Origin of the sequence: Pontibacter oryzae (assembly GCF_003576375.1) — a bacterium.
Taxonomy (GTDB): Bacteria; Bacteroidota; Bacteroidia; order Cytophagales; family Hymenobacteraceae; genus Pontibacter; species Pontibacter oryzae.
Genome location: NZ_QWGE01000001.1, coordinates 1061900 through 1081575 on the forward strand (window position 1 = coordinate 1061900; position 19676 = coordinate 1081575).

General features: G+C 50.2%; 19 protein-coding genes. 15 read left to right on the forward strand and 4 right to left on the reverse strand.

Features of this window, described 5'->3' with window-relative positions; all coding sequences use genetic code 11:
- The first annotated feature begins 199 nt into the window (after positions 1-199).
- Together D1627_RS04385 and D1627_RS04390 are read left to right on the forward strand one after the other, a co-directional pair.
- Positions 200-1063, forward strand: a complete 864-nt coding sequence (locus tag D1627_RS04385) for an alpha/beta hydrolase (RefSeq protein ID WP_119431119.1) — start codon at positions 200-202, stop codon at positions 1061-1063.
- A 98-nt stretch (positions 1064-1161) separates the two neighbouring features.
- Complete coding sequence (locus D1627_RS04390) at positions 1162-1566, forward strand: hypothetical protein (protein ID WP_147383209.1); 405 nt, start codon at positions 1162-1164, stop codon at positions 1564-1566.
- A 62-nt stretch (positions 1567-1628) separates the two neighbouring features.
- On the opposite strand, the gene D1627_RS04395 is transcribed toward D1627_RS04390, so the two are convergent.
- Positions 1629-2825 (reverse strand): lactonase family protein, encoded by a 1197-nt coding sequence (locus tag D1627_RS04395; protein ID WP_119430958.1) that lies wholly within the window; start codon positions 2823-2825, stop codon positions 1629-1631.
- 287 nt (positions 2826-3112) lie between these two features.
- Here D1627_RS04395 and D1627_RS04400 point away from each other — a divergent pair, with 287 nt between their 5' ends.
- Together D1627_RS04400 and D1627_RS04405 are read left to right on the forward strand one after the other, a co-directional pair.
- A complete protein-coding gene (locus D1627_RS04400; protein ID WP_119431120.1) occupies positions 3113-3706 on the forward strand; it encodes a HupE/UreJ family protein in 594 nt (197 codons plus the stop codon).
- A gap of 72 nt (positions 3707-3778) precedes the next feature.
- Positions 3779-6109 (forward strand): M1 family metallopeptidase, encoded by a 2331-nt coding sequence (locus D1627_RS04405; RefSeq protein WP_119430959.1) that lies wholly within the window; start codon positions 3779-3781, stop codon positions 6107-6109.
- A 138-nt stretch (positions 6110-6247) separates the two neighbouring features.
- On the opposite strand, the gene D1627_RS04410 is transcribed toward D1627_RS04405, so the two are convergent.
- Together D1627_RS04410 and D1627_RS04415 are read right to left on the reverse strand one after the other, a co-directional pair.
- On the reverse strand, positions 6248-7594 hold the full coding sequence (locus D1627_RS04410) for an NAD(P)/FAD-dependent oxidoreductase (RefSeq protein WP_119430960.1): 1347 nt from the start codon (positions 7592-7594) through the stop codon (positions 6248-6250).
- 210 nt (positions 7595-7804) lie between these two features.
- Entirely contained in the window at positions 7805-8482 is a 678-nt protein-coding gene (locus tag D1627_RS04415) for a carboxypeptidase-like regulatory domain-containing protein (protein WP_119430961.1), read from the reverse strand.
- An 88-nt stretch (positions 8483-8570) separates the two neighbouring features.
- Here D1627_RS04415 and D1627_RS04420 point away from each other — a divergent pair, with 88 nt between their 5' ends.
- Both D1627_RS04420 and D1627_RS04425 read left to right on the forward strand, forming a co-directional pair.
- Positions 8571-8957, forward strand: a complete 387-nt coding sequence (locus tag D1627_RS04420) for an ArsR/SmtB family transcription factor (protein ID WP_119431121.1) — start codon at positions 8571-8573, stop codon at positions 8955-8957.
- 132 nt (positions 8958-9089) lie between these two features.
- Positions 9090-9791 (forward strand): YjjG family noncanonical pyrimidine nucleotidase, encoded by a 702-nt coding sequence (locus D1627_RS04425; RefSeq protein WP_119430962.1) that lies wholly within the window; start codon positions 9090-9092, stop codon positions 9789-9791.
- 43 nt (positions 9792-9834) lie between these two features.
- On the opposite strand, the gene D1627_RS04430 is transcribed toward D1627_RS04425, so the two are convergent.
- Positions 9835-10251: a hypothetical protein gene (locus D1627_RS04430; protein ID WP_119430963.1), complete on the reverse strand. Its 417-nt coding sequence runs from the start codon at positions 10249-10251 to the stop codon at positions 9835-9837.
- Between the two features lie 428 nt (positions 10252-10679).
- Here D1627_RS04430 and pruA point away from each other — a divergent pair, with 428 nt between their 5' ends.
- The 9 genes from pruA (at position 10680) to nuoH (ending at position 19658) form a co-directional block, all read left to right on the forward strand.
- Positions 10680-12314, forward strand: a complete 1635-nt coding sequence (pruA, locus tag D1627_RS04435) for an L-glutamate gamma-semialdehyde dehydrogenase (RefSeq protein WP_119430964.1) — start codon at positions 10680-10682, stop codon at positions 12312-12314.
- 229 nt (positions 12315-12543) lie between these two features.
- Positions 12544-12924, forward strand: a complete 381-nt coding sequence (locus tag D1627_RS04440; protein ID WP_119430965.1) for an NADH-quinone oxidoreductase subunit A — start codon at positions 12544-12546, stop codon at positions 12922-12924.
- An 81-nt stretch (positions 12925-13005) separates the two neighbouring features.
- Complete coding sequence (locus tag D1627_RS04445) at positions 13006-13557, forward strand: NADH-quinone oxidoreductase subunit B (protein WP_119430966.1); 552 nt, start codon at positions 13006-13008, stop codon at positions 13555-13557.
- A gap of 5 nt (positions 13558-13562) precedes the next feature.
- Positions 13563-14069 carry an NADH-quinone oxidoreductase subunit C gene (locus tag D1627_RS04450; protein WP_119430967.1) on the forward strand — a complete coding sequence of 169 codons (507 nt, stop codon included), beginning with the start codon at positions 13563-13565 and terminating at the stop codon, positions 14067-14069.
- A gap of 50 nt (positions 14070-14119) precedes the next feature.
- A complete protein-coding gene (gene nuoD, locus D1627_RS04455) occupies positions 14120-15370 on the forward strand; it encodes an NADH dehydrogenase (quinone) subunit D (protein WP_119430968.1) in 1251 nt (416 codons plus the stop codon).
- A gap of 59 nt (positions 15371-15429) precedes the next feature.
- Positions 15430-15963 (forward strand): NADH-quinone oxidoreductase subunit NuoE family protein, encoded by a 534-nt coding sequence (locus tag D1627_RS04460; protein ID WP_119430969.1) that lies wholly within the window; start codon positions 15430-15432, stop codon positions 15961-15963.
- Between the two features lie 152 nt (positions 15964-16115).
- The gene (gene nuoF / locus D1627_RS04465; protein ID WP_119430970.1) at positions 16116-17462 is read left to right on the forward strand and encodes an NADH-quinone oxidoreductase subunit NuoF; all 1347 of its coding nucleotides are present in this window, start codon (positions 16116-16118) and stop codon (positions 17460-17462) included.
- Positions 17463-17607: 145 nt separating this feature from the next.
- Positions 17608-18588, forward strand: a complete 981-nt coding sequence (locus D1627_RS04470) for a 2Fe-2S iron-sulfur cluster-binding protein (RefSeq protein ID WP_119430971.1) — start codon at positions 17608-17610, stop codon at positions 18586-18588.
- A gap of 2 nt (positions 18589-18590) precedes the next feature.
- Entirely contained in the window at positions 18591-19658 is a 1068-nt protein-coding gene (gene nuoH, locus D1627_RS04475) for an NADH-quinone oxidoreductase subunit NuoH (protein ID WP_119430972.1), read from the forward strand.
- The last annotated feature ends 18 nt before the right edge of the window (positions 19659-19676 follow it).

The following is a 19676-nucleotide window of genomic DNA, read 5'->3' on the forward strand; positions in this document are numbered from 1 at the left end:
AGTTGAGAAAAAGCCCCGCCGCCTGGTGGGGCTTTTTGTTTTCTTAATACTGCATACTCCCAAGAGCTTCCAGCTTGTGGTAAAGTATGAGGCAAGCTTTCAGCCTGCGTAAATGAAACCAGCCATACTTCCGCAATTCCGAAACTTGAAACAGCTGCTTAAATTTCATACTTTGCCCTGGCAACACCAATCAAACCACATGAAACACGTTCGCTATATTCTACTCCTTCTCTGTACTTTCACCATACTCACTGCCCAAGCCAAAGTAGACACGCTTACCATCCAGAGCGCTTCGATGCAGAAAATGCTGAAGGCTGGAGTGGTAACGCCAACAGATTATCAGAAAAAGAAAAACGGCCCCTACCCTGTTTTATACTTGCTGCATGGCTACAGCGGTAATTTTAGTAATTGGCTGAAAGCGGCTAAGCCCGCTGGCCTGCTGCAACAAATGGCCGACAAGTATAACTTTATCATCGTAACGCCGGATGGCGGTTATAGCAGCTGGTATTACGATAGCCCCGTGGATAAATCGAGCCAGTACGAGACCTTTATCACACAGGAGCTGCTGCAGGAAGTGGAACGCAACTATAAAACCATCAACAACAAGAGCGGGCGGTTTATTTCTGGCCTGAGCATGGGCGGACATGGGGCTTTATATATTTCGGCCCGAAACCCTGAATTATACTTAGCTGCCGGCAGCATGAGCGGAGCCGTGAACGTAGCCGGTATTGAGCAGGAAAAGCTTTTACAAAGTATAGAAGCTGTGCTTGGGCCAAAACCACAAAACAGGCAGCGCTTCGAGGCTAACTCTATCCTGCAGATGGCGCCGCAGTTACAAGCCAGCGGGGTGCGTTTTATTATTGATTGCGGCCTAGATGATTTTCTGATAAAAGACAACCGCGAATTGCACCGTCTGTTAGTGGCCAACAATACTCCGCATGAATATATCGAGCGACCTGGAGCGCACACCTGGGCTTACTGGAGCAATGCTTTAGAGTATCATTTTCTGTTTTTCCAGAAGGTTAAAGCTGCGCTACCTCTTACCGCTGCTAAGGCTGAGTAGCTCCGTTATTGGCAGGCATTTAAAATCTATCCGAGGTTATCTGCGTTATACTTACAATTAACTAGATATTGCGCTATACCCTCATCTGCGCCCTTGCCATGAAACCAAACGCACTGCTCGCTATACTTACCCTTTTTATACTTACCGGCTTCACGGCACAACAGCAGCAAGCAAGCCATACCATCGTTGGGAGTTGGAAGCTGACAAGTATGCAAATCGGAAGCGACACAGCGGCTAAAGCAGCTAGCGGCATTGATAGTACTGTAAGCCAAAGCCCGATGCGGTTTGTATTCGAAGAATCCGGGCAGTTTAGGATGGAACTTGGCACAGATGGCCGTGGCCTGAAAGGAGGATATTATTACGACACTGAAAGCCAGATTCTCAGTATCCGATACGGCGCGCACATAGATACAGCTTTTGTTTCCTGGGACGGGGCCGATCGAATGATCCATGCCTCAAAAGATGGCAAGACCCGAACCACCCTGCAACGCGTGAAAGACTAAGCTTCAAGTATAAACCAATAAAGTATAAAGGCCGGCAGAGTTGCCGGCCTTTATACTTTATGTTATTCAAACACGAGGTTTACTGGTTTAGGCACCTGTGCCTCGTGGCCGGTGGCGGTAAGTTTTCCGGTTGTTTTGTCTATTTTAAACGTGGTGATGTTGTTGGAGCGCTCGTTGGCTACAAGCAAGATACTCCCTGATGGGTCGATGGAGAAATCGCGGGGCCAATCGCCGCCGGTAGGCACTGTTTCAACCAGGCGTATCTTCCCGGTTTCAGCGTCAATAGCGAATACTGCCATGCTGTTGTGCCCGCGGTTAGAGCTGTAAACATACTTGCCATCCGGCGATACTTTAACAGCGGCAGGCTGGTTGTTTTCAGTAAACCCTTCGGGCAAGGTAGAGAGTGCCTGCACTTCCTCAAAAGTACCGTTTTCTGCATTATAGGCTAAAGCAACCAGGGTGGAGTTCAGCTCGTGCAGCAAATAAGCATACTTACCATCCGGGCGAAAAGCCAGGTGGCGTGGCCCGGAGCCAGGCGCTGCGTTAAAGGCTACTGTTGGGCTTGTCAGCTTCCCATCCTCCAAGGTATAAGCGAATACCTTATCGGCACCTAAATCTACGGCAAAATTATACTTACCCGTTGGCCCCGGCGCAAAGTAGTGCGCATGAGGCGCTTCCTGGCGCTTTTCGTTTGGCCCAGTGCCTTCATGCTGCTGCACAGTGGTTGCCGTACTCAGTTTGCCATCGGCCTGCACCGCATAAGCCGCCACATTTCCGCCCACGTAATTTGCCACCAGCACGGTATTCCCATTTAAAGCAATGTAGCAGGGCGCACCGCCTTTCGAAGCTACTTTACTGAGCAGGCTCAGCGACGCTCCCTGCCCATTTATAGCAAAGGCACTAACAGCTCCGCTTTTCTCGCCTTCATACGATGTGGTTTCGTTTACTGCGTAAAGGTACTGCCGGTCTGGGCTCAGGGCCAAATACGAAGGGTTTTCACCTGCCTTATAAGCTGCTTCGCGCGTAAGCTCACCGGTTTCGCTGTTCAGGTTATACAGGTAGATACTTTCTGCATCCGGTTCGGCATAAGTGCCAACATATACCCTTGTTCTTTCCATGGTCCGTTGTGTTTCGTTGCTATCCTGCTGCACTTCGCTGGCATTGTTGTTGCAGCCTGATGTTCCCAATAAAATGCCTGCCAGCAGCAAGCCTGTGGTTAGTGCTCCTTGTTTCTGGCTTTTGTTAAATCGCTTATGCATTCGTTACCCGTTTTTAAATTTGATACACCAGTCAATAAAACTGCCCGGAATATTCCGGTAGCCCTGGCGTTGCGCTAAAGGTATAAAACATGCCCATTAAATACGCAGTGCTTGCTTAAAGTATAAAACAAGGTCGATTTTTCATAGATTAAATTACCCTGTTCGTCGATTAAAGTATAAACAGTAACTTACAGCAGCATTACTTGCCACCCAGCACATTGCATGTTTAGCCATAGCTGTGTAATTTGCATCTTGGCGTTATTGCAAACCTAGCTAAAGCTTTTCCGATGTCTTCTGTCTTTTCAACCTACATCGAGGTCGGGTTTAACCACATCTACGACTTCCAGGCCTTCGACCACATGCTTTTCTTGTTGGCCCTTAGCGCCATTTACACGTTGCAGGACTGGCGAAAGGTGATAGCCCTGGTTACCAGCTTTACCATTGGCCATAGTATAACCTTGGCGCTTGCCACGTTCCGCATCATAGAGTTTAACTCCGAGCTGATAGAGTTCCTGATTCCGGTTACGATTTTGGTTACCTGCGTTACCAACTTCTTCAAGCTGAAAGGCGCTGCGGCCAAGCAACCTACCATACTATCAGTACATAACCTGATGGCCATGGCTTTTGGGTTGATTCATGGTATGGGCTTCTCTAACTTCTTGCGCCACATGCTGGGCAGCCGCGATAATTTCTGGCAACAACTGCTGGCCTTTAACATCGGCATTGAGCTGGGGCAGCTGCTTATTGTGGGTATACTATTAGTGGCCGGCTTCCTGATCATGACCTTGTTCCGGGCCTCCAAGCGCGACTGGATCATGGTGCTCTCCAGCGCGGCAGCGGGCATTTCCTTGATATTGATGCTGCAAACCAGTATCTTCTAGCGTTCAAACACCTTTTTTCACAACTAAACTATAACCTTACAGATACAACTGATCTACCTTAACCAAAACCACATGAGAAAACTAGTAGCAGGTTTGGCGATGGTTGGCTTAGTGGCAGGCCCCCTGGCGGCACTGGCACAAGACACCAAGTTTGCGCAGCTGGCGCAGGAATTGCCAACCCCGAACACCTATCGTTCCGCATCGGGCGCACCGGGCCACCAGTACTGGCAACAGCGTGCCGACTATAATATCAAAGTAGAGCTCGACGACCAGAACCAGTCCATCACTGGCTCCGAAACGATTACCTACACCAACAACTCGCCGGATGTATTAAGCTACGTGTGGGTGCAGCTGGACCAGAACATCTTCGAGCCAAACTCCATGAGCAACCTTACGCGCACTGCCGAGCTGCAGAAGCAGGTATCGCTGCGCGCCGTGGAGTACATGACGCGCGAGAAGTTTGATGGCGGCTTTAAGATCAGCAAGGTTACTGACCGCGGCGGCAAATCCCTGGACTATACCATCAACAATACCATGATGCGTGTAGACCTGCCTTCACCGCTTAAGCCAAACCAAAGCTTCACGTTCAGCATCGACTGGAAACACAACATCAACAACCAGAAAACGCTGGGCGGCCGCTCTGGCTACGAGTTTTTCCCGGAGGATGGCAACTACCTCTACGAAATGGCGCAATGGTTCCCGCGCATGGCCGTTTATGACGATGTGAATGGCTGGCAGCACAAACAGTTCCTGGGCAGCGGCGAGTTTGCTCTGCCTTTCGGCGATTATAAAGTGAGCATTACCGTACCCGCTGACCACGTAGTAGCCAGCACCGGCGAGCTGCAGAATGCCAGCCAGGTGCTAACCTCTACCCAGCAGAAACGCTGGGCACAGGCTGCCAAAAGCAACGACCCTGTGGTAATCGTAACCCAGGAGGAAGCCACGCAGGCCGAGAAGAACAAAGCCAAAAACAAGAAAACCTGGGTATACTCCGCCAAAAACGTGCGCGACTTTGCCTGGGCCAGCTCCCGTAAGTTTATCTGGGATGCCATGAACGTGAACGTAGGCGGCAAAAACGTACTGGCTATGTCTTACTACCCGAAAGAGGCGAACCCACTGTGGGGCCAGTACTCTACCGAGGCTGTAGGCCATACTTTGAGAACCTACTCTAAGCGCACCATCGATTACCCATACCCTGTAGCCATTTCGGTACACGGCCCGGTGGGTGGTATGGAGTACCCGATGCTTTCGTTTAACGGCTACCGCCCAGAGGCTGACGGCACATACTCTGACCGCACCAAGTATGGTTTGATCTCCGTGATTATCCACGAGGTTGGTCATAACTTCTTCCCGATGATCATTAACTCTGATGAGCGCCAGTGGACATGGATGGATGAAGGCCTGAACACCTTTATGCAATACCTGTCGGAGCAGGAGTGGGAGCGCACCTACCCATCGCGCCGCGGTGAACCACAGGACATTGTAGAGTACATGAAGAGCGCCAAAAACACGCAGGTTCCGATCATGACCAACTCTGAGTCGGTGCTGCAGTTCGGTAACAACGCTTACGGCAAGCCAGCCACAGCCCTTAACATCCTGCGCGAAACGGTGATGGGCCGCGAGCTGTTTGACTATGCCTTTAAAGAGTACTCGAAGCGTTGGGCCTTTAAGCACCCGATGCCAGCCGACTTCTTCCGCACCATGGAAGATGCCTCGGGCGTAGACCTTGACTGGTTCTGGAGAGGCTGGTTCTACACCACAGACCATACCGACATCGCCATTGAAGGCGTGAAATGGTATACCGTAGACTCTCAGGATCCTGCTTTTGTAAACGCACAGGTGCGTGAACAGCAGAACAAAGCCCCGAAAACCCTGTCGCAGCAACGCAACCTGAAGGACATCCCGAAAACACTGGTTGAGATGAAGCCGCAGCTGAAGGATTTTTATAACAACTACGATCCGTTGGCAACTACAGCTGCTGATGAAGAAAGCTACAAGCAGTTCATGAGCAAGCTTAGCCCGGAGCAGAAAGAGGTGCTGAACTCAGGCCTGAACTTCTACGAGGTTGGCTTCAAGAACCTGGGTGGTCTGGTTATGCCGCTTATCGTGCGCATGCAGTATGAGGATGGCACTGACGAGGTAGTTAACATCCCGGCCGAGATCTGGCGCTATAACAACGAGGAGATCACGAAGGTATTCATTACTGAGAAGCCAGTTGTAAGCTTTGAACTGGACCCATACCTGGAAACAGCGGATACAGACCTATCCAACAATTACTATCCGCGCCAGATGGCACCTTCTCGCTTCGAGATTTTCCAGCAACAGAACGACAGAAGAAACCCGATGCAGCGTGAGCGCGCCACTAGCCGCAACACAAGCACCGGAACCAACAGCGGCAGGTAATAAGAACCTCGCCAAGTATAAAAAAAAGCGCCTGTAGCAAGTATAGCTACAGGCGCTTCTGTTTTCATTAAAGGTAACTTACACCTTTCTAACTTCTCAACTTTCTAACTTTCTAACTCCTCAACTTTCTAACTTCCATCAATCTGCGTTATACTTCTCAATGAACTTGCGCTTGGCACGGTCGTCGCGGCGGTAGAATGGTCGGATAATAAGGCGTGTGCCGTTCTCGTAAGTGAAGAACTTATATACCCAATTGCTCAGCACCACCAACTTGTTGCGGAAACCTACTAGTGCCATCACGTGCACAAAAAGCCAGATTGCCCATGCTAAGAACCCGCCAAAATGCAGGTTTTTAGGTAAATCGGCTACAGCGCGGTTACGGCCAATGATTGCCAGCGACCCCTTGTCGTTATACTTGAAAGGTTCCAACGGTTCGTTGCGCAGGATATGCTTTAGGTTTTTGGCCAACAGCTTGCCTTGCTGGATGGCCGGCTGCGCCACGCCCGGGTGCCCTTTCGGAAACTCGGGTGTCTTCATCAGGGCCACATCCCCTATCGCAAAGATGTTGTCAAAGCCAAGCACTTGGTTAAAGTCGTTTACAAGTATGCGCCCACGCTCTACGGTGGCCTCTGGCAGTCCGTCGATCACGGCACCCGAAACACCCGCCGCCCAAATGAGAGTATTCGTCTGGATCTGCTCTCCGCTTTTAAAGGTGGCTATCTCACCGTCGTAACCCGCTACCAGTGTGTTCAGCCGGATATCCACGCCAAGCTCTGCCAGGTATTTGTGGGTTTTGGCACTAGCCTGCTCCGACATGGGCGGCAATACCCTGTCCAGGCCCTCCACCAGTATAATGTTCATCTGTGTAAAATCCAGTCCGGGATAATCGGTGGGCAGTACGTGCTTGCGCATCTCCGCAAGGGCTCCAGCTAGTTCCACGCCTGTGGGCCCGCCACCCACAATCACAAAGTTAAGGAGGCTCTGGCGCGTGGCCGGATCCTTGGTCATGTTGGCTTGCTCGAAGCACTGTAGCACCTGGCTTCTCAAATTAAGCGCCTCTGGCACCTGCTTCAGCGGGAAAGCGTATTTCTTGATCTGATCGTTGCCGAAGTAGTTCGGCTTCGTGCCTGTGGCTATAACCAGGTAATCATAAGCAATGTCACCGATCAGCGTGGATACAGTTTTGGTTTCGGGGTGAATACCAGTTACTTTCACCAACCGGAAGTGGAAGTCTTCGTAATCGTCGGAGCTGAACATTTTGCGAAGCGGCTCCGCGATAGAGTCTGGCTCCAGGCCTCCGGTAGCTACTTGGTAGAGCAGCGGCCAGAACCCATGGTAATTTTGCCTGTCGAACATCACCACCTGGAAGTTTTTGCCTGAAAGTTTTTTAGCTAAGTTTATACCTCCAAACCCTCCGCCTACAATTACAAGGCGCGGTTTTTTGGTTTCCGGGATATTAAGGGATAGTTGATCTGGTTCGAGCATAGTATAGATTGTTTAAGTTGCCGGCAGCGGCAGTGCAGCGGAAATTACACTGCCCAATGCTTTGTAGTTGCAAAACACTACATTGGCACATAACGCATGGCGATTTGCTAAGTTGCCAAAACGCCGCTCCAGGCCTGATAATGGCCTAAATCATCCTATTTTATTCTTTGTTGGTGGCAAGTATAAACTGTACCAAAACACAGGGCTTACTTAGTCTTCCTTCTTCTTAAAGTCTCCATTCAGCAACGATTTCAGCAAGCCTGGTATAGCCAGCATGTTAATCTGCGACGGGAACATGTAGCGGTTTTGCTGCATCTGTATCTGCTGCTGGTTCCAGAAGCGGAAGTTCTGGGCATCGCTCATTGGGGTGATCTTGGCCAGCTCCTCCAGGTGGCGCGGGTCGAGGCTTTTGGTAAGTATGGCGTTGCCCTGCTCCGGCAGGCGTACGTTTGCCACAGCCTGCCTGAACTCGCGCTCGGTTGGCCACGGGAAAACGTCTACGGTAGGCAGCTCAGTAGGGTCCTCTTGCATCTGCATAATAATAGAATAACTCTGGCTCTCGTAGGTTTTTGGGATGATGAGGTACTGCGATTTAAAGCCAAGCGAGTTAAAGATCACGCTGTCGCCGGCCAGCACAGGCATCGAGAAATAGCCATACTCGTTGGTTATTGTGCCCCGGTTAGTGCCCGGCACATAAACGCCTGCCCCTGCCACACCATATAGGCTATCGCCGGTTGCCACAAAACCCGACAGCTGCACCACGCGCTGCTTGCTTTGCGCCTTTGCCTGCCCCGGTGCCATGCATAAAAACAGCAGGCCCAGCAGTGGCAATAAGAGCCATTTCGGTAAGTTTGCGGAGAGGGAAGCGGAAAGTGATGTAAGCGTCATATGATACAATTATACTTATTAATTCTTTTATAATAGCAGCTTTTGCCTAATTTTGTTCACACAGCCCTCCGCCACTACCAATAGCAGTATGAGACTAAAACACTTCAGTTTAGCCTACGGACAACAGGTGCTGAAAGCACTTGCCGACGAATCAAGGCTGCGCATCCTACACCTGGTTCTGCGCAACAAAGAGATGTGCACCTCAGACCTGGAGCAGGTGCTGGACTTTACGCAAACTAAAACGTCGCGCCACTTGGCTTACCTCCGAAACGCTGGCCTGGTGGTTCCGCGCAAACTGGACCAATGGGTATTCTACGCTATCAAAGATGAGGGCGCTGACCTGCTTAGCCAGATCTTAGCCTACATGGAGCGCGACAGCACGCTGCAAAAGGACCTGGAAGTATACGAAATACTGCACTCTAACCGTGAGTTGGCTGTTAATAAGCTGGAGAACCGGCGCTGGACGGCTATTTAACCATTGCCTTGCTATAACTCCCGAACCAGCGTTTTAGTATAGCAGTTCCGGTTTGCCTCAATCATTCTGCTTTTCTATAAACATCCGGCCCGCTGCTCCGTTCTACTTGTACCCAAACCCGAAAAAACGCTTATGAAAGCATACACCCATATCTTTTTTGACCTGGACCACACGCTCTGGGACTTTGAGAAGAACTCAGAAGAAACCATTTATACTTTGTATGAGCAATTTGAGCTTGCCAAGCATGGCAAGTTTGATTGCAGCTCGTTTTATAAAAAGTATAAGTTTGTTAATACCCGTCTCTGGGACCAGTATAACAAAGGCAGGATAAACCAAACCGAGCTGCGCGAGAGCCGCTTCAAGAAAACCCTGCTTGGCCTTGGCCTGGCCGAGCACGAACTGCCAATTGGCATTTCGGAAGCATATATCGAAATGTGCCCTACTAAAACTGCCGTCTTTCCCCATACATATGAGGTGCTGCAATACCTGCAACCCAAGTATGGATTGCACATTGTCACCAACGGCTTTAGGGATGTACAGCATATAAAAATGAGCGCATCGAAGCTGCATGATTACTTTCAGGAGATTATAACCTCCGAATCGTGTGGATTTAAGAAACCGGATCGCCGCATGTTTGAGCACTTATTGGAGCGCATTGGCGTTAAGCCTGATGAGTGCCTGATGATTGGAGATAACTATGAGTGCGATATTGAGGGTGCCCGCGATGCCGGCATAGACCAGGTTTACTTTAACCCAGAACGCACCAGCGGTCGCAAAAGGCCCAAACCAACCTATGAGATTGGTTGCCTGAGCGAGCTAAAACAGATATTATAATATAAAAAAATGGGCTGATTCTTTATCAGCCCATTTTTTATACTTAGTCCTTGATATCGTCGCCGGTTTCTAGTGCCCTAAACTCGGCTTGCAACATTTTAATCTTGCCTTTATCGTCTAATTTTAGCTGGCTTTCCAGAGTGTTCTTCTTATAGTCCAGTTTATCAAGCACGGCTTTGGCATGATCCCACTCGGTATCGGTCCAGTTATTATGCTGTGCTCTTACATTAGTTAGAAAAGCAGTGTACGCTTCCCGAACGTTTGCAGCGGTTAAGGTGTTTATTTTGTGGTATGGGCCCAACAACTGCTTTTCCCATTTCTTAGTGCTTGCCTGAGATACTATCTCCGTGATGTGTGTACTGTTTTCAGTAAGCGTATAGTTTGTAGCTTCTGCAACAAAGGAGAACGACAGGGCGCCTGCCAGCATCAGCTTTGCGTATTTCTTATTCGTATTCTTCATGATTATTAGGTATTCGTAATATATGCCGCACTCAAGACGCAGCGAAGAGGTGTATACGTACTAACAGCTCGCTATGGATAATGTTTTGTATAGTTTTTCAATTATCTTTTCTAAGCGCCCTTGCCAAGCATTCCTCCCGCCCATGCAAAACATTTAAACGCAGTACTGATAATCTGCACTTTACCAACGCCAACAATCCAGCCTAAACAAACCTTGCCTTTTCACCGGTTGTACTAATACAAGTATAGTTTTAGGGCTACAACTAATTCCCACCCAGATGCACAGTCTCGTAAAGTGGCATTACAGCCCATATGTAACAGCGTAGGCAATCATACCTGCAAAATCAAATTATAACCTTACCTTTGTTCAGGTGGCCTCCGTAGAGCTACCTGAGACAAAATCTATTGTAAATCTGTAACTATAAACTAATGGCAACCGGATTTTTTAGAGTACCAACCCCTATTAACGAACCCGTAAAGTCTTACGCACCTGGCTCACCTGAAAAAGAGGAGCTGTTGCGCACTTATAAAGAGCTGAAGTCGAAGCAACTGGATGTACCCATGTACATTGGCGGCGACAAAGTTTATACTGATAACAAGCAGCCAATGCTGCAGCCGCATGACCACCAGCACATCCTGGGTCACTTCAGCGAAGGCGAAGCGTCACACGTGGAACAAGCCATAAACGCTGCCTTGGCGGCACGCGAGGCTTGGGCTGCCATGAGCTGGGAGCACCGCGCCAGCATTTTCCTGAAAGCCGCTGAGTTGCTTGCCGGCCCTTGGAGAGCCCGCCTGAACGCTGCCACCATGCTTGGCCAGTCTAAGAACGCATATCAGGCCGAGATTGACTCTGCCTGCGAGTTGGTAGACTTCCTGCGCTTTAATGTGCAGTACATGACCGAGATTTACCAGATGCAGCCGGAATCATCGCCGGGCGTTTGGAACCGCATGGAGCACCGCCCACTGGAAGGCTTTGTGTTTGCGCTTACGCCGTTTAACTTCACGGCCATTGCCGGCAACCTACCTACTTCTGCCGCCATGATGGGTAACGTGGTTGTATGGAAGCCTGCGCACACGCAAATCTATGCGGCCCACATGATTATGGAACTGCTGATTGAGGCTGGCTTGCCTGAGGGGGTAATCAACCTGATTTATGTAGATGGCCCGACAACTGGCGACATCGTATTTAACCACGCTGACTTTGCCGGCATCCACTTTACAGGAAGCACCGGCGTGTTCCAGAACATCTGGAAAACAATCGGCACAAACATACACAAGTATAAATCTTACCCACGCATTGTAGGCGAAACCGGCGGTAAGGACTTTATACTTGCCCACAGATCAGCTGATGCCAAGGCGCTTGCCACAGCCATTTCGCGTGGTGCGTTCGAGTTCCAGGGTCAGAAATGCTCTGCCGCCTCACGCGCATACATCCCTAGCAACCTTTGGGAGGAAGTGAAAGGTTACGTGCAGGAAGACCTGAAAAGCTTTAAAATGGGTGCCCCTGAGGATTTCTCTAACTTCATCAACGCTGTTATCGACGAGAAGTCTTTCGACAAGATTGCCCGCTACATTGACGGCGCTAAAGAAAGCAACGAGGTAGAGGTAATAGCAGGCGGTAACTACGACAAGTCTAAAGGCTACTTCATTGAGCCAACTGTGCTATTATCGCATAACCCACAGTATGTAACCATGTGTGAGGAGATCTTCGGGCCGGTTATTACTATTTATGTGTATGACGAGAACAACTTTGAGGACACCCTGGAGCTGGTAAACGCTACATCGCCTTACGCACTTACAGGCGCCATCTTTAGCCAGGACCGTTATATTGTGGAATATGCCACCAAGAAGCTAGATCAGGCTGCAGGCAACTTCTACATCAATGATAAGCCAACGGGAGCCGTGGTGGGCCAGCAGCCATTTGGTGGCGCGCGCGCCTCAGGCACTAACGACAAGGCCGGATCAATGCTGAACCTGTTGCGTTGGGTTTCTGCCAGGTCTATAAAAGAAACGTTTGTTTCTCCGGTGGATTACCGTTACCCGTTCCTGGGCGAGAACAAGTAGAAGCTAGTTCTAAAGTATAATCAAGGCAAGGGCCATGTTCTGCAAAGGACATGGCCCTTGCGCTTTAACGGAAGTATAAACACAGATTAATTATTTAGAATAAATAAAAATAACGTGTAACCAGCTAAACATCCCAGTATCAGCGCATTTTAGTGATAAGTTATACTTTTGATTAATGGCTATTTATACCTAATTTTGTTCCCAAATTTCACGAAAGGAATACAGAGAAATGGAACCAACTGTAGATCAGTACGTACCGTCGGATTACCTGCCCATCATCATTCAGTTTGCTGCAGCCCTTGGCTTTGTGGTGGTAACCTTGCTTGTAACGCACATGATAGGCCCAAAGCGCAAGAGCGATGTAAAAGACGCCCCTTGGGAAAGTGGTATTGAGTCTGTGGGTGACGCCCGTACACCTATCTCCTACAAATACTTCATGACGGCCATCCTTTTTGTACTGTTTGATGTGGAAATCATCTTCATGTACCCATGGGCTGTTAACTTCAAAACCTTTGGTATAGACGGCTTTATACAGATGCTCGTGTTCATGGGCTTGCTGCTTGCCGGCTTCTTCTACGTGATCAAAAAAGGCATCCTGGACTGGGAGTAAGCCACTAAACTTTTAAGATCACAATCTTGTTCAGCTTAGAGGGTGCTAAAACCGCCCTCTGCACGACAAACCAACATTAACATGAGTGAAAATACAGATATTAAGATAGTTGATGCGCCGGATGGCCTACAAGGCGCAGGCTTCTTCGCCACCTCTCTTGAGAAGGTAATCGGCCTGGCCCGTAAGCACTCGCTCTGGCCTTTGCCATTTGCCACCTCTTGCTGCGGTATTGAGTACATGGCCACCATGGGCTCTAACTACGATATTTCCCGTTTCGGCTCGGAGCGCCCAAGCTTCTCGCCACGCCAGGCAGACTTACTGATGGTAATGGGTACGATCGCCAAGAAAATGGCGCCGGTGGTAAAGCAAGTATATGAGCAGATGGCTGAGCCCCGCTGGGTAATCGCCGTTGGCGCATGCGCTTCCTCAGGCGGTATCTTCGACACATACTCTGTGCTGCAGGGCATTGACCGTGTAGTGCCGGTAGATGTGTATGTACCGGGCTGCCCGCCTCGCCCAGAGCAAATACTAGATGGTTTAATGCGCGTTCAGGACCTTGCTGAGAATGAATCGCTCAACCGCCGTAACTCTCCGGAATATCAGGCACTGTTAGCCTCTTACAACATTAAATAAGCATCATGGAGCTTACGAACGAAAACGTACTCGGCAAGATCATCGAGAAGTTCGGGACCGATAACATCTGGGACGCCTATGCGCCCGATGGCATCATGACTTTCCAGACAAACCGCGAAAGCATTGTTGAGCTGATCCAGTTTCTGTACGACGATGAAGAACTGCAGGTGCGCTTCCTGACCACGATGGCCGGTATCCATTACCCTGACCAGAAGGGCAAGGAACTGTGCATGATGTACCAGTTGCACAGCCTGCGCCATAATCTGCGCCTTCGCATTAAAGTATACTTCCCGATCGAGGACCCAGTACTGCCAACCATCACGCATATTTACGCTACTGCCAACTGGATGGAGCGCGAAGCCTATGACTTTTACGGCATGCTGTTTACTGGGCACCCTAACCTTATCCGCATCCTGAATGTGGAAGACATGGAGTACCACCCGATGCTGAAGCAATATCCGCTGGAAGACCAGACCAGGGAAGATAAGATTAATACGTATTTCGGACGTTAAGCCAGTTCTGGCTGCCTTTAAACCCGGGCAGCCTTCAACTAAAAGCACCTATGGCTACTGATAATAAAACAGTTGTATCCGACGGCCTGCAGGAGTTCCGCGAAAACCGCGAGCTGAAACTGCAGGAAGAGGAAAACCAGAACCTGACCACGCTGAACCTGGGCCCAACACACCCGGCTACGCATGGTATCTTCCAGAACATCCTGCAAATGGATGGTGAGAAAATTGTATCGGCTGTGTCTACAGTGGGTTACATTCACCGTGCATTTGAGAAAATAGCGGAACGCCGGCCTTTCTACCAGATTACGCCGCTGACCGACCGCATGAACTATTGCTCCTCGCCTATCAATAACATGGGCTACCACATGACGGTGGAGAAGCTGCTGGGCATTACCGTGCCGCAGCGCGCTGAGTACATCCGTGTAATTATGATGGAGCTGGCACGCATTGCCGACCACTTGATCTGTAACTCCATCCTTGGTGTGGATACCGGGGCCTTCACGGGCTTCCTGTACGTGTTCCAGGAGCGTGAGAAGATATACGATATTTACGAGGAAGTATGCGGTGCCCGCCTGACGACCAACATGGGCCGTATTGGGGGCATGGAGCGTGACCTTACGCCAAAGGCGATCCACATGATCAAGGAGTTCCTGAAGGAGTTCCCGAAAGTGTTCGCTGAGTTTGAGAGCATGTTCAACCGCAACCGCATCTTCGTAGACCGTACCGAGAATGTAGGCCCTATTACTGCGGAGCGCGCCCTGAACTATGGTTTTACCGGCCCTAACCTACGCGCCGCCGGTGTGGATTATGACGTACGCGTGATGAACCCATACTCTGCCTACGCCGATTTCGACTTCGAGATCCCGGTGGGCAGCAAGGGCGATACCTACGACCGCTTCATGGTCCGCAACGAGGAAGTATGGCAGAGCTTGCGCATTATTGAGCAGGCCATCAACAACCTGCCGGAAGGGTCTTTCCATGCCGATGCGCCACATTATTACCTGCCTCCGAAGCAGGAAGTATACCGCAACATGGAAGCGCTGATCTATCACTTTAAAATTGTGATGGGTGAGATTGACGCCCCGAAAGGCGAAGTATACCACGCAGTGGAAGGAGGAAACGGAGAACTTGGTTTCTACCTTATCAGCGACGGTGGCCGCACGCCTTACCGCCTGCACTTCCGCCGCCCATGCTTTATATACTACCAGGCTTACCCGGAGATGATTACCGGGGTATCTCTTTCGGATGCCATCGTAATCCTGAGTAGCATGAACGTAATCGCTGGCGAGCTGGACGCTTAAACATTAATCATTTACCATTTAACACTGAGCCGGAATAAGGCGCAGTGACAATTAAAAAAATGGCAGAGACTATAAACGAAGTGAAGTTTTCTGACGCGGCCATGGCCGAGATTCAGCGCTACATCAGCCACTACCCTGAAGGCCGCCAGAAGTCTGCCCTACTCCCGATCCTGCACATTGCGCAGGCTGAGTTCGGAGGCTGGGTAAGTCCTGAGGTGATGGACAAAATCGCTGAGATCCTGAACATACAGCCGATCGAGGTATACGAGGTAGCCACTTTTTATACCATGTTCAACCTGAAGCCGGTTGGAAAGCACGTGCTGGAAGTATGCCGTACAGGCCCTTGCTGCCTGCGTGGCGCCGAGCAGATGATAGACATGCTGAAGCAGAAGCTAAACATAGAGGAAGGTGAAACCAGCGCAGACGGCATGTTTACCCTGAAACCAGTGGAGTGCCTTGCCTCTTGCGGCTCAGGCCCAATGCTGCAGGTGCGCGAAACGTTCTACGAAAACCTCGACAGCGAGGAGCGCGTGGACGCATTTATAGCGCACATGCGTAGCCTGGAACCGGAAACACCAACCTGGGCGAAGTAATTTTTTGATTTTCTGGCAAAAGGCTGCTTGGCCAAGAAATTATACTTGCACCTTCGCTTTTGCCCGTTATCAAAGCTTCTTCATCCTGATAAATAGATAAACAATGGCCCGCTACCGGCAACAGTGGCAGCCGACATAGATATCCTGCTAAAATGGGACTTAAAATATTAACTGAGCATATTAATGTTCCCGGCATCGAAACGCTGGAAGTTTATCGCAAGCACGGCGGCTACAAATCTGTAGAGAAAGCCATTAAAACGATGACTCCGGATGAGGTGGTGGAAGAAGTGAAAACTTCTGGCCTGCGTGGCCGTGGTGGCGCTGGCTTCCCGACGGGTATGAAATGGAGCTTCCTTGCTAAACCGGAAGGTGTACCGCGCTACCTAGTGTGCAACGCCGACGAATCGGAGCCTGGCACCTTCAAGGACCGTTGGTTCATGGAGAAAAACCCACATGCGCTGATCGAAGGTATGATTACCTCCAGTTTTGCCTTAGGAGCTAATACATCCTATATCTACATCCGTGGCGAGTTATTGTTTGTGCTCCGTATTCTGGAGAAAGCAATTGCTGAGGCATATGCTGCCGGTTTGCTGGGCAAAAACATACTTGGCTCAGGCTACGACCTAGACCTGCACGTAGCTCCGGGTGGTGGTGCGTATATCTGCGGCGAGGAAACCGCGCTACTGGAATCTCTGGAGGGCAAGCGTGGCAACCCGCGTAATAAGCCGCCTTTCCCCGCGGTGAAAGGCCTTTTCCAGTGTCCAACCGTGGTAAACAACGTGGAGACAATCTCTGCAGTGCCGTGGATCGTGAATAATGGCGGCGCAGAGTATGCTAAAATAGGAATCGGCCGCAGCACGGGTACCAAACTCATTTCAGCCAGCGGAAACATTAACAAGCCGGGCGTTTACGAGATTGAGCTGGGCGTGCCGGTTGAAGAATTTATTTACTCAGAAGAATACTGTGGTGGCATCTGGAAAGGCAAGCAACTGAAGGCCGTTGTGCCGGGAGGCTCATCCGTTCCGATTCTGCCAGCAGAACTTATACTTAAAACCGCTGCCGGCGAGCCTCGCCTGATGAGCTACGAATCCTTGTCGGATGGTGGCTTTGTTAGCGGTTCGATGCTAGGCTCGGGTGCCTTTATTGTGTTCGACGAGGACCAGTGCATTGTGCGTAACACGTGGAACTATGCACGCTTCTATCACCATGAGTCGTGCGGCCAGTGTAGCCCATGCCGCGAAGGTACAGGCTGGATGGAACGTGTGTTACACCGCATTGAATATGGTCATGGACACCAGCAGGACATTGATTTGCTAGTGAGCGTAGCCAAGCAGATTGAGGGTAACACTATTTGCCCACTAGGCGATGCAGCCGCCTGGCCGGTAGCCGCGGCTATCAGGCACTTCAGGCACGAGTTTGAGTGGCACATCAACAACCCACAGGAGGCAACTGCCCCGGGTGCGGTGTACCGGGGCCAACCAGCAGCGGTAACAGCCTAAATCTGAATAGTAACTCAGCACAGCAGCTCAACGCTTGGTGTATGAGTTGTTAAATAAATAATCCTGAGAAGGAAAGTATAGCTAAATCGTTTGTTGCCAGCCTCTAAACAAAACAGGCAACAATAAACGAGCAACGATATTTAAAATGGCTAAAGTAACAATTGACGGCATTGAGATTGAGGTAGAAGACGGAACTACCATCCTGCAGGCCGCAAGACAAATTGGTGGCAGTGTTGTGCCGCCTGCCATGTGTTATTATGGTCCGCTGAAAGGCAGCGGCGGTAAGTGCCGCGTGTGCCTGGTAAAGGTAACACAAGGCTCTGCCAAAGATACCCGCCCTATGCCTAAGCTTGTTGCTTCCTGCATTACGCAGGTGCAGGACGGCATGGTGGTAGAAAACACTACAAACGAGGAAGTTCTGAATGCCCGCAAAGGTATTGTGGAGATGCTGCTCATTAACCACCCGCTGGATTGCCCTGTGTGCGACCAGGCCGGTGAGTGCAGCCTGCAGGACCTTTCGTTTGAGCATGGCGTCAGCGCCACGCGTTACGAAGAAGAGCGCCGCACCTTTAACAAGGTAGACCTTGGCCCCTATATACAGTTGCACATGACGCGCTGCATCCTGTGCTACCGCTGCGTATACACCGCCGACCAGATTACCGCGAAGCGCGTACATGGCGTGCTTGGCCGTGGCGATGCCGCAGAGATCGGAACATACATTGAAAATGTGATAGACAACGATTTCTCAGGAAACGTGATCGATGTGTGCCCGGTGGGAGCCCTCACCGATAAGACCTGGCGCTTTAAGAACCGTGTATGGTTTACCAAGCCAATGGATGCGCACCGTGATTGCCCTACCTGCTCTGGTAAAGTTACACTCTGGGCCCGCGGCGAGGAAGTACTACGCGTAACGGCTCGTAAGGACCAATATAACGAGGTAGAAGAGTTTATCTGTAACACCTGCCGTTTCGATAAGAAAGAGGTGACAGACTGGACTATTGAAGGGCCGCGCCACATTGATCGTGCTTCCGTTATCTCTGCCAACCATTACGAGTTGCCGGTGGTTAACGTGCCAATCGTGCCGAACCTACCAAAATCTACTGAAAAACAACTACCGCAGAAATAAGCATGGAATCTGTAGAACTGATTTATAAAGCGATCTATATTCTGGTTATCTTCGGCCTAACGCTGTTGATCGCCACTTACTCTACATACGCTGAGCGTAAGGTGGCTGCCTTTATCCAGGACCGCGTAGGCCCAAACCGCGCCGGCCCTTTTGGGTTGCTGCAGCCAATTGCCGATGCTGGTAAAATGTTCTTTAAGGAAGAATTTATACCTGCCAAGTCAAACCGCCTGCTTTTCATTATAGGCCCAGGTGTGGCCATGATTGTGGCATGTATGTCGAGTGCGGTTATACCTTTTGGCGATACCCTGATCATAGACGGACGCACTATTTACCTGCAGGCGATTGAGGTTAACATCGGGATGTTGTACATCTTTGGCGTGGTATCGCTGGGTGTTTATGGCTTAATGATCGGTGGCTGGGCATCTAACAATAAGTTCTCGTTGCTTGGCGCTATCCGTGCTGCCTCTCAGAACATTAGCTACGAGCTGGCCATGGGCCTTTCTATCATCGCCATCCTAATGATGACTGGCTCCCTATCCCTGCGCGAGATTGCGGCACAGCAGGAAGGCTTTAACTGGAACATCTGGTACCAGCCGTTGGGCTTTATCATCTTCCTGACCTGCGCCTTTGCAGAAACTAACCGTACGCCATTTGACTTACCAGAGTGCGAGACCGAGCTGATCGGTGGTTACCACACCGAGTACTCTTCCATGAAACTGGGCCTTTACCTGTTTGCAGAGTATATCAACATCTTTGTGGCATCTGCCGTGATCTCCACGCTATACTTTGGTGCCTATAACTTCCCGTTCATGGAGAACCTGCGCAGTGCCATCAGCGATCCGGTGCTGGCAAATAACGTGGTTACGCTGCTTGGAGTAGGTGTGATGTTCGCGAAGATTTTCTTTTTCATCTTTTTCTTTATGTGGGTGCGCTGGACGCTTCCGCGCTTCCGCTACGACCAACTGATGAAGCTGGGCTGGCAGATCCTGATCCCACTTTCAATCCTGAACGTGATCCTGACTGGCGGCGGCATTCTGCTGTTTGATCGAGTGAAAGACTATTTATTTTAAACTATAGTACCGAACTTT

Coding starts and splice junctions, on each gene's coding strand:
- D1627_RS04405 (WP_119430959.1), top strand. CDS start 3,779: ATGAGAAAACTAGTAGCAGGTTTGGCGATGGTTGGCTTAGTGGCAGGC.
- nuoF (WP_119430970.1), top strand. CDS start 16,116: ATGGGACTTAAAATATTAACTGAGCATATTAATGTTCCCGGCATCGAA.
- D1627_RS04445 (WP_119430966.1), top strand. CDS start 13,006: ATGAGTGAAAATACAGATATTAAGATAGTTGATGCGCCGGATGGCCTA.
- D1627_RS04385 (WP_119431119.1), top strand. CDS start 200: ATGAAACACGTTCGCTATATTCTACTCCTTCTCTGTACTTTCACCATA.
- pruA (WP_119430964.1), top strand. CDS start 10,680: ATGGCAACCGGATTTTTTAGAGTACCAACCCCTATTAACGAACCCGTA.
- D1627_RS04395 (WP_119430958.1), bottom strand. CDS start 2,825: ATGCATAAGCGATTTAACAAAAGCCAGAAACAAGGAGCACTAACCACA.
- D1627_RS04460 (WP_119430969.1), top strand. CDS start 15,430: ATGGCAGAGACTATAAACGAAGTGAAGTTTTCTGACGCGGCCATGGCC.
- D1627_RS04390 (WP_147383209.1), top strand. CDS start 1,162: ATGAAACCAAACGCACTGCTCGCTATACTTACCCTTTTTATACTTACC.
- D1627_RS04410 (WP_119430960.1), bottom strand. CDS start 7,594: ATGCTCGAACCAGATCAACTATCCCTTAATATCCCGGAAACCAAAAAA.
- D1627_RS04415 (WP_119430961.1), bottom strand. CDS start 8,482: ATGACGCTTACATCACTTTCCGCTTCCCTCTCCGCAAACTTACCGAAA.
- D1627_RS04470 (WP_119430971.1), top strand. CDS start 17,608: ATGGCTAAAGTAACAATTGACGGCATTGAGATTGAGGTAGAAGACGGA.
- D1627_RS04440 (WP_119430965.1), top strand. CDS start 12,544: ATGGAACCAACTGTAGATCAGTACGTACCGTCGGATTACCTGCCCATC.
- D1627_RS04430 (WP_119430963.1), bottom strand. CDS start 10,251: ATGAAGAATACGAATAAGAAATACGCAAAGCTGATGCTGGCAGGCGCC.
- D1627_RS04425 (WP_119430962.1), top strand. CDS start 9,090: ATGAAAGCATACACCCATATCTTTTTTGACCTGGACCACACGCTCTGG.
- D1627_RS04400 (WP_119431120.1), top strand. CDS start 3,113: ATGTCTTCTGTCTTTTCAACCTACATCGAGGTCGGGTTTAACCACATC.
- nuoH (WP_119430972.1), top strand. CDS start 18,591: ATGGAATCTGTAGAACTGATTTATAAAGCGATCTATATTCTGGTTATC.
- D1627_RS04420 (WP_119431121.1), top strand. CDS start 8,571: ATGAGACTAAAACACTTCAGTTTAGCCTACGGACAACAGGTGCTGAAA.
- nuoD (WP_119430968.1), top strand. CDS start 14,120: ATGGCTACTGATAATAAAACAGTTGTATCCGACGGCCTGCAGGAGTTC.
- D1627_RS04450 (WP_119430967.1), top strand. CDS start 13,563: ATGGAGCTTACGAACGAAAACGTACTCGGCAAGATCATCGAGAAGTTC.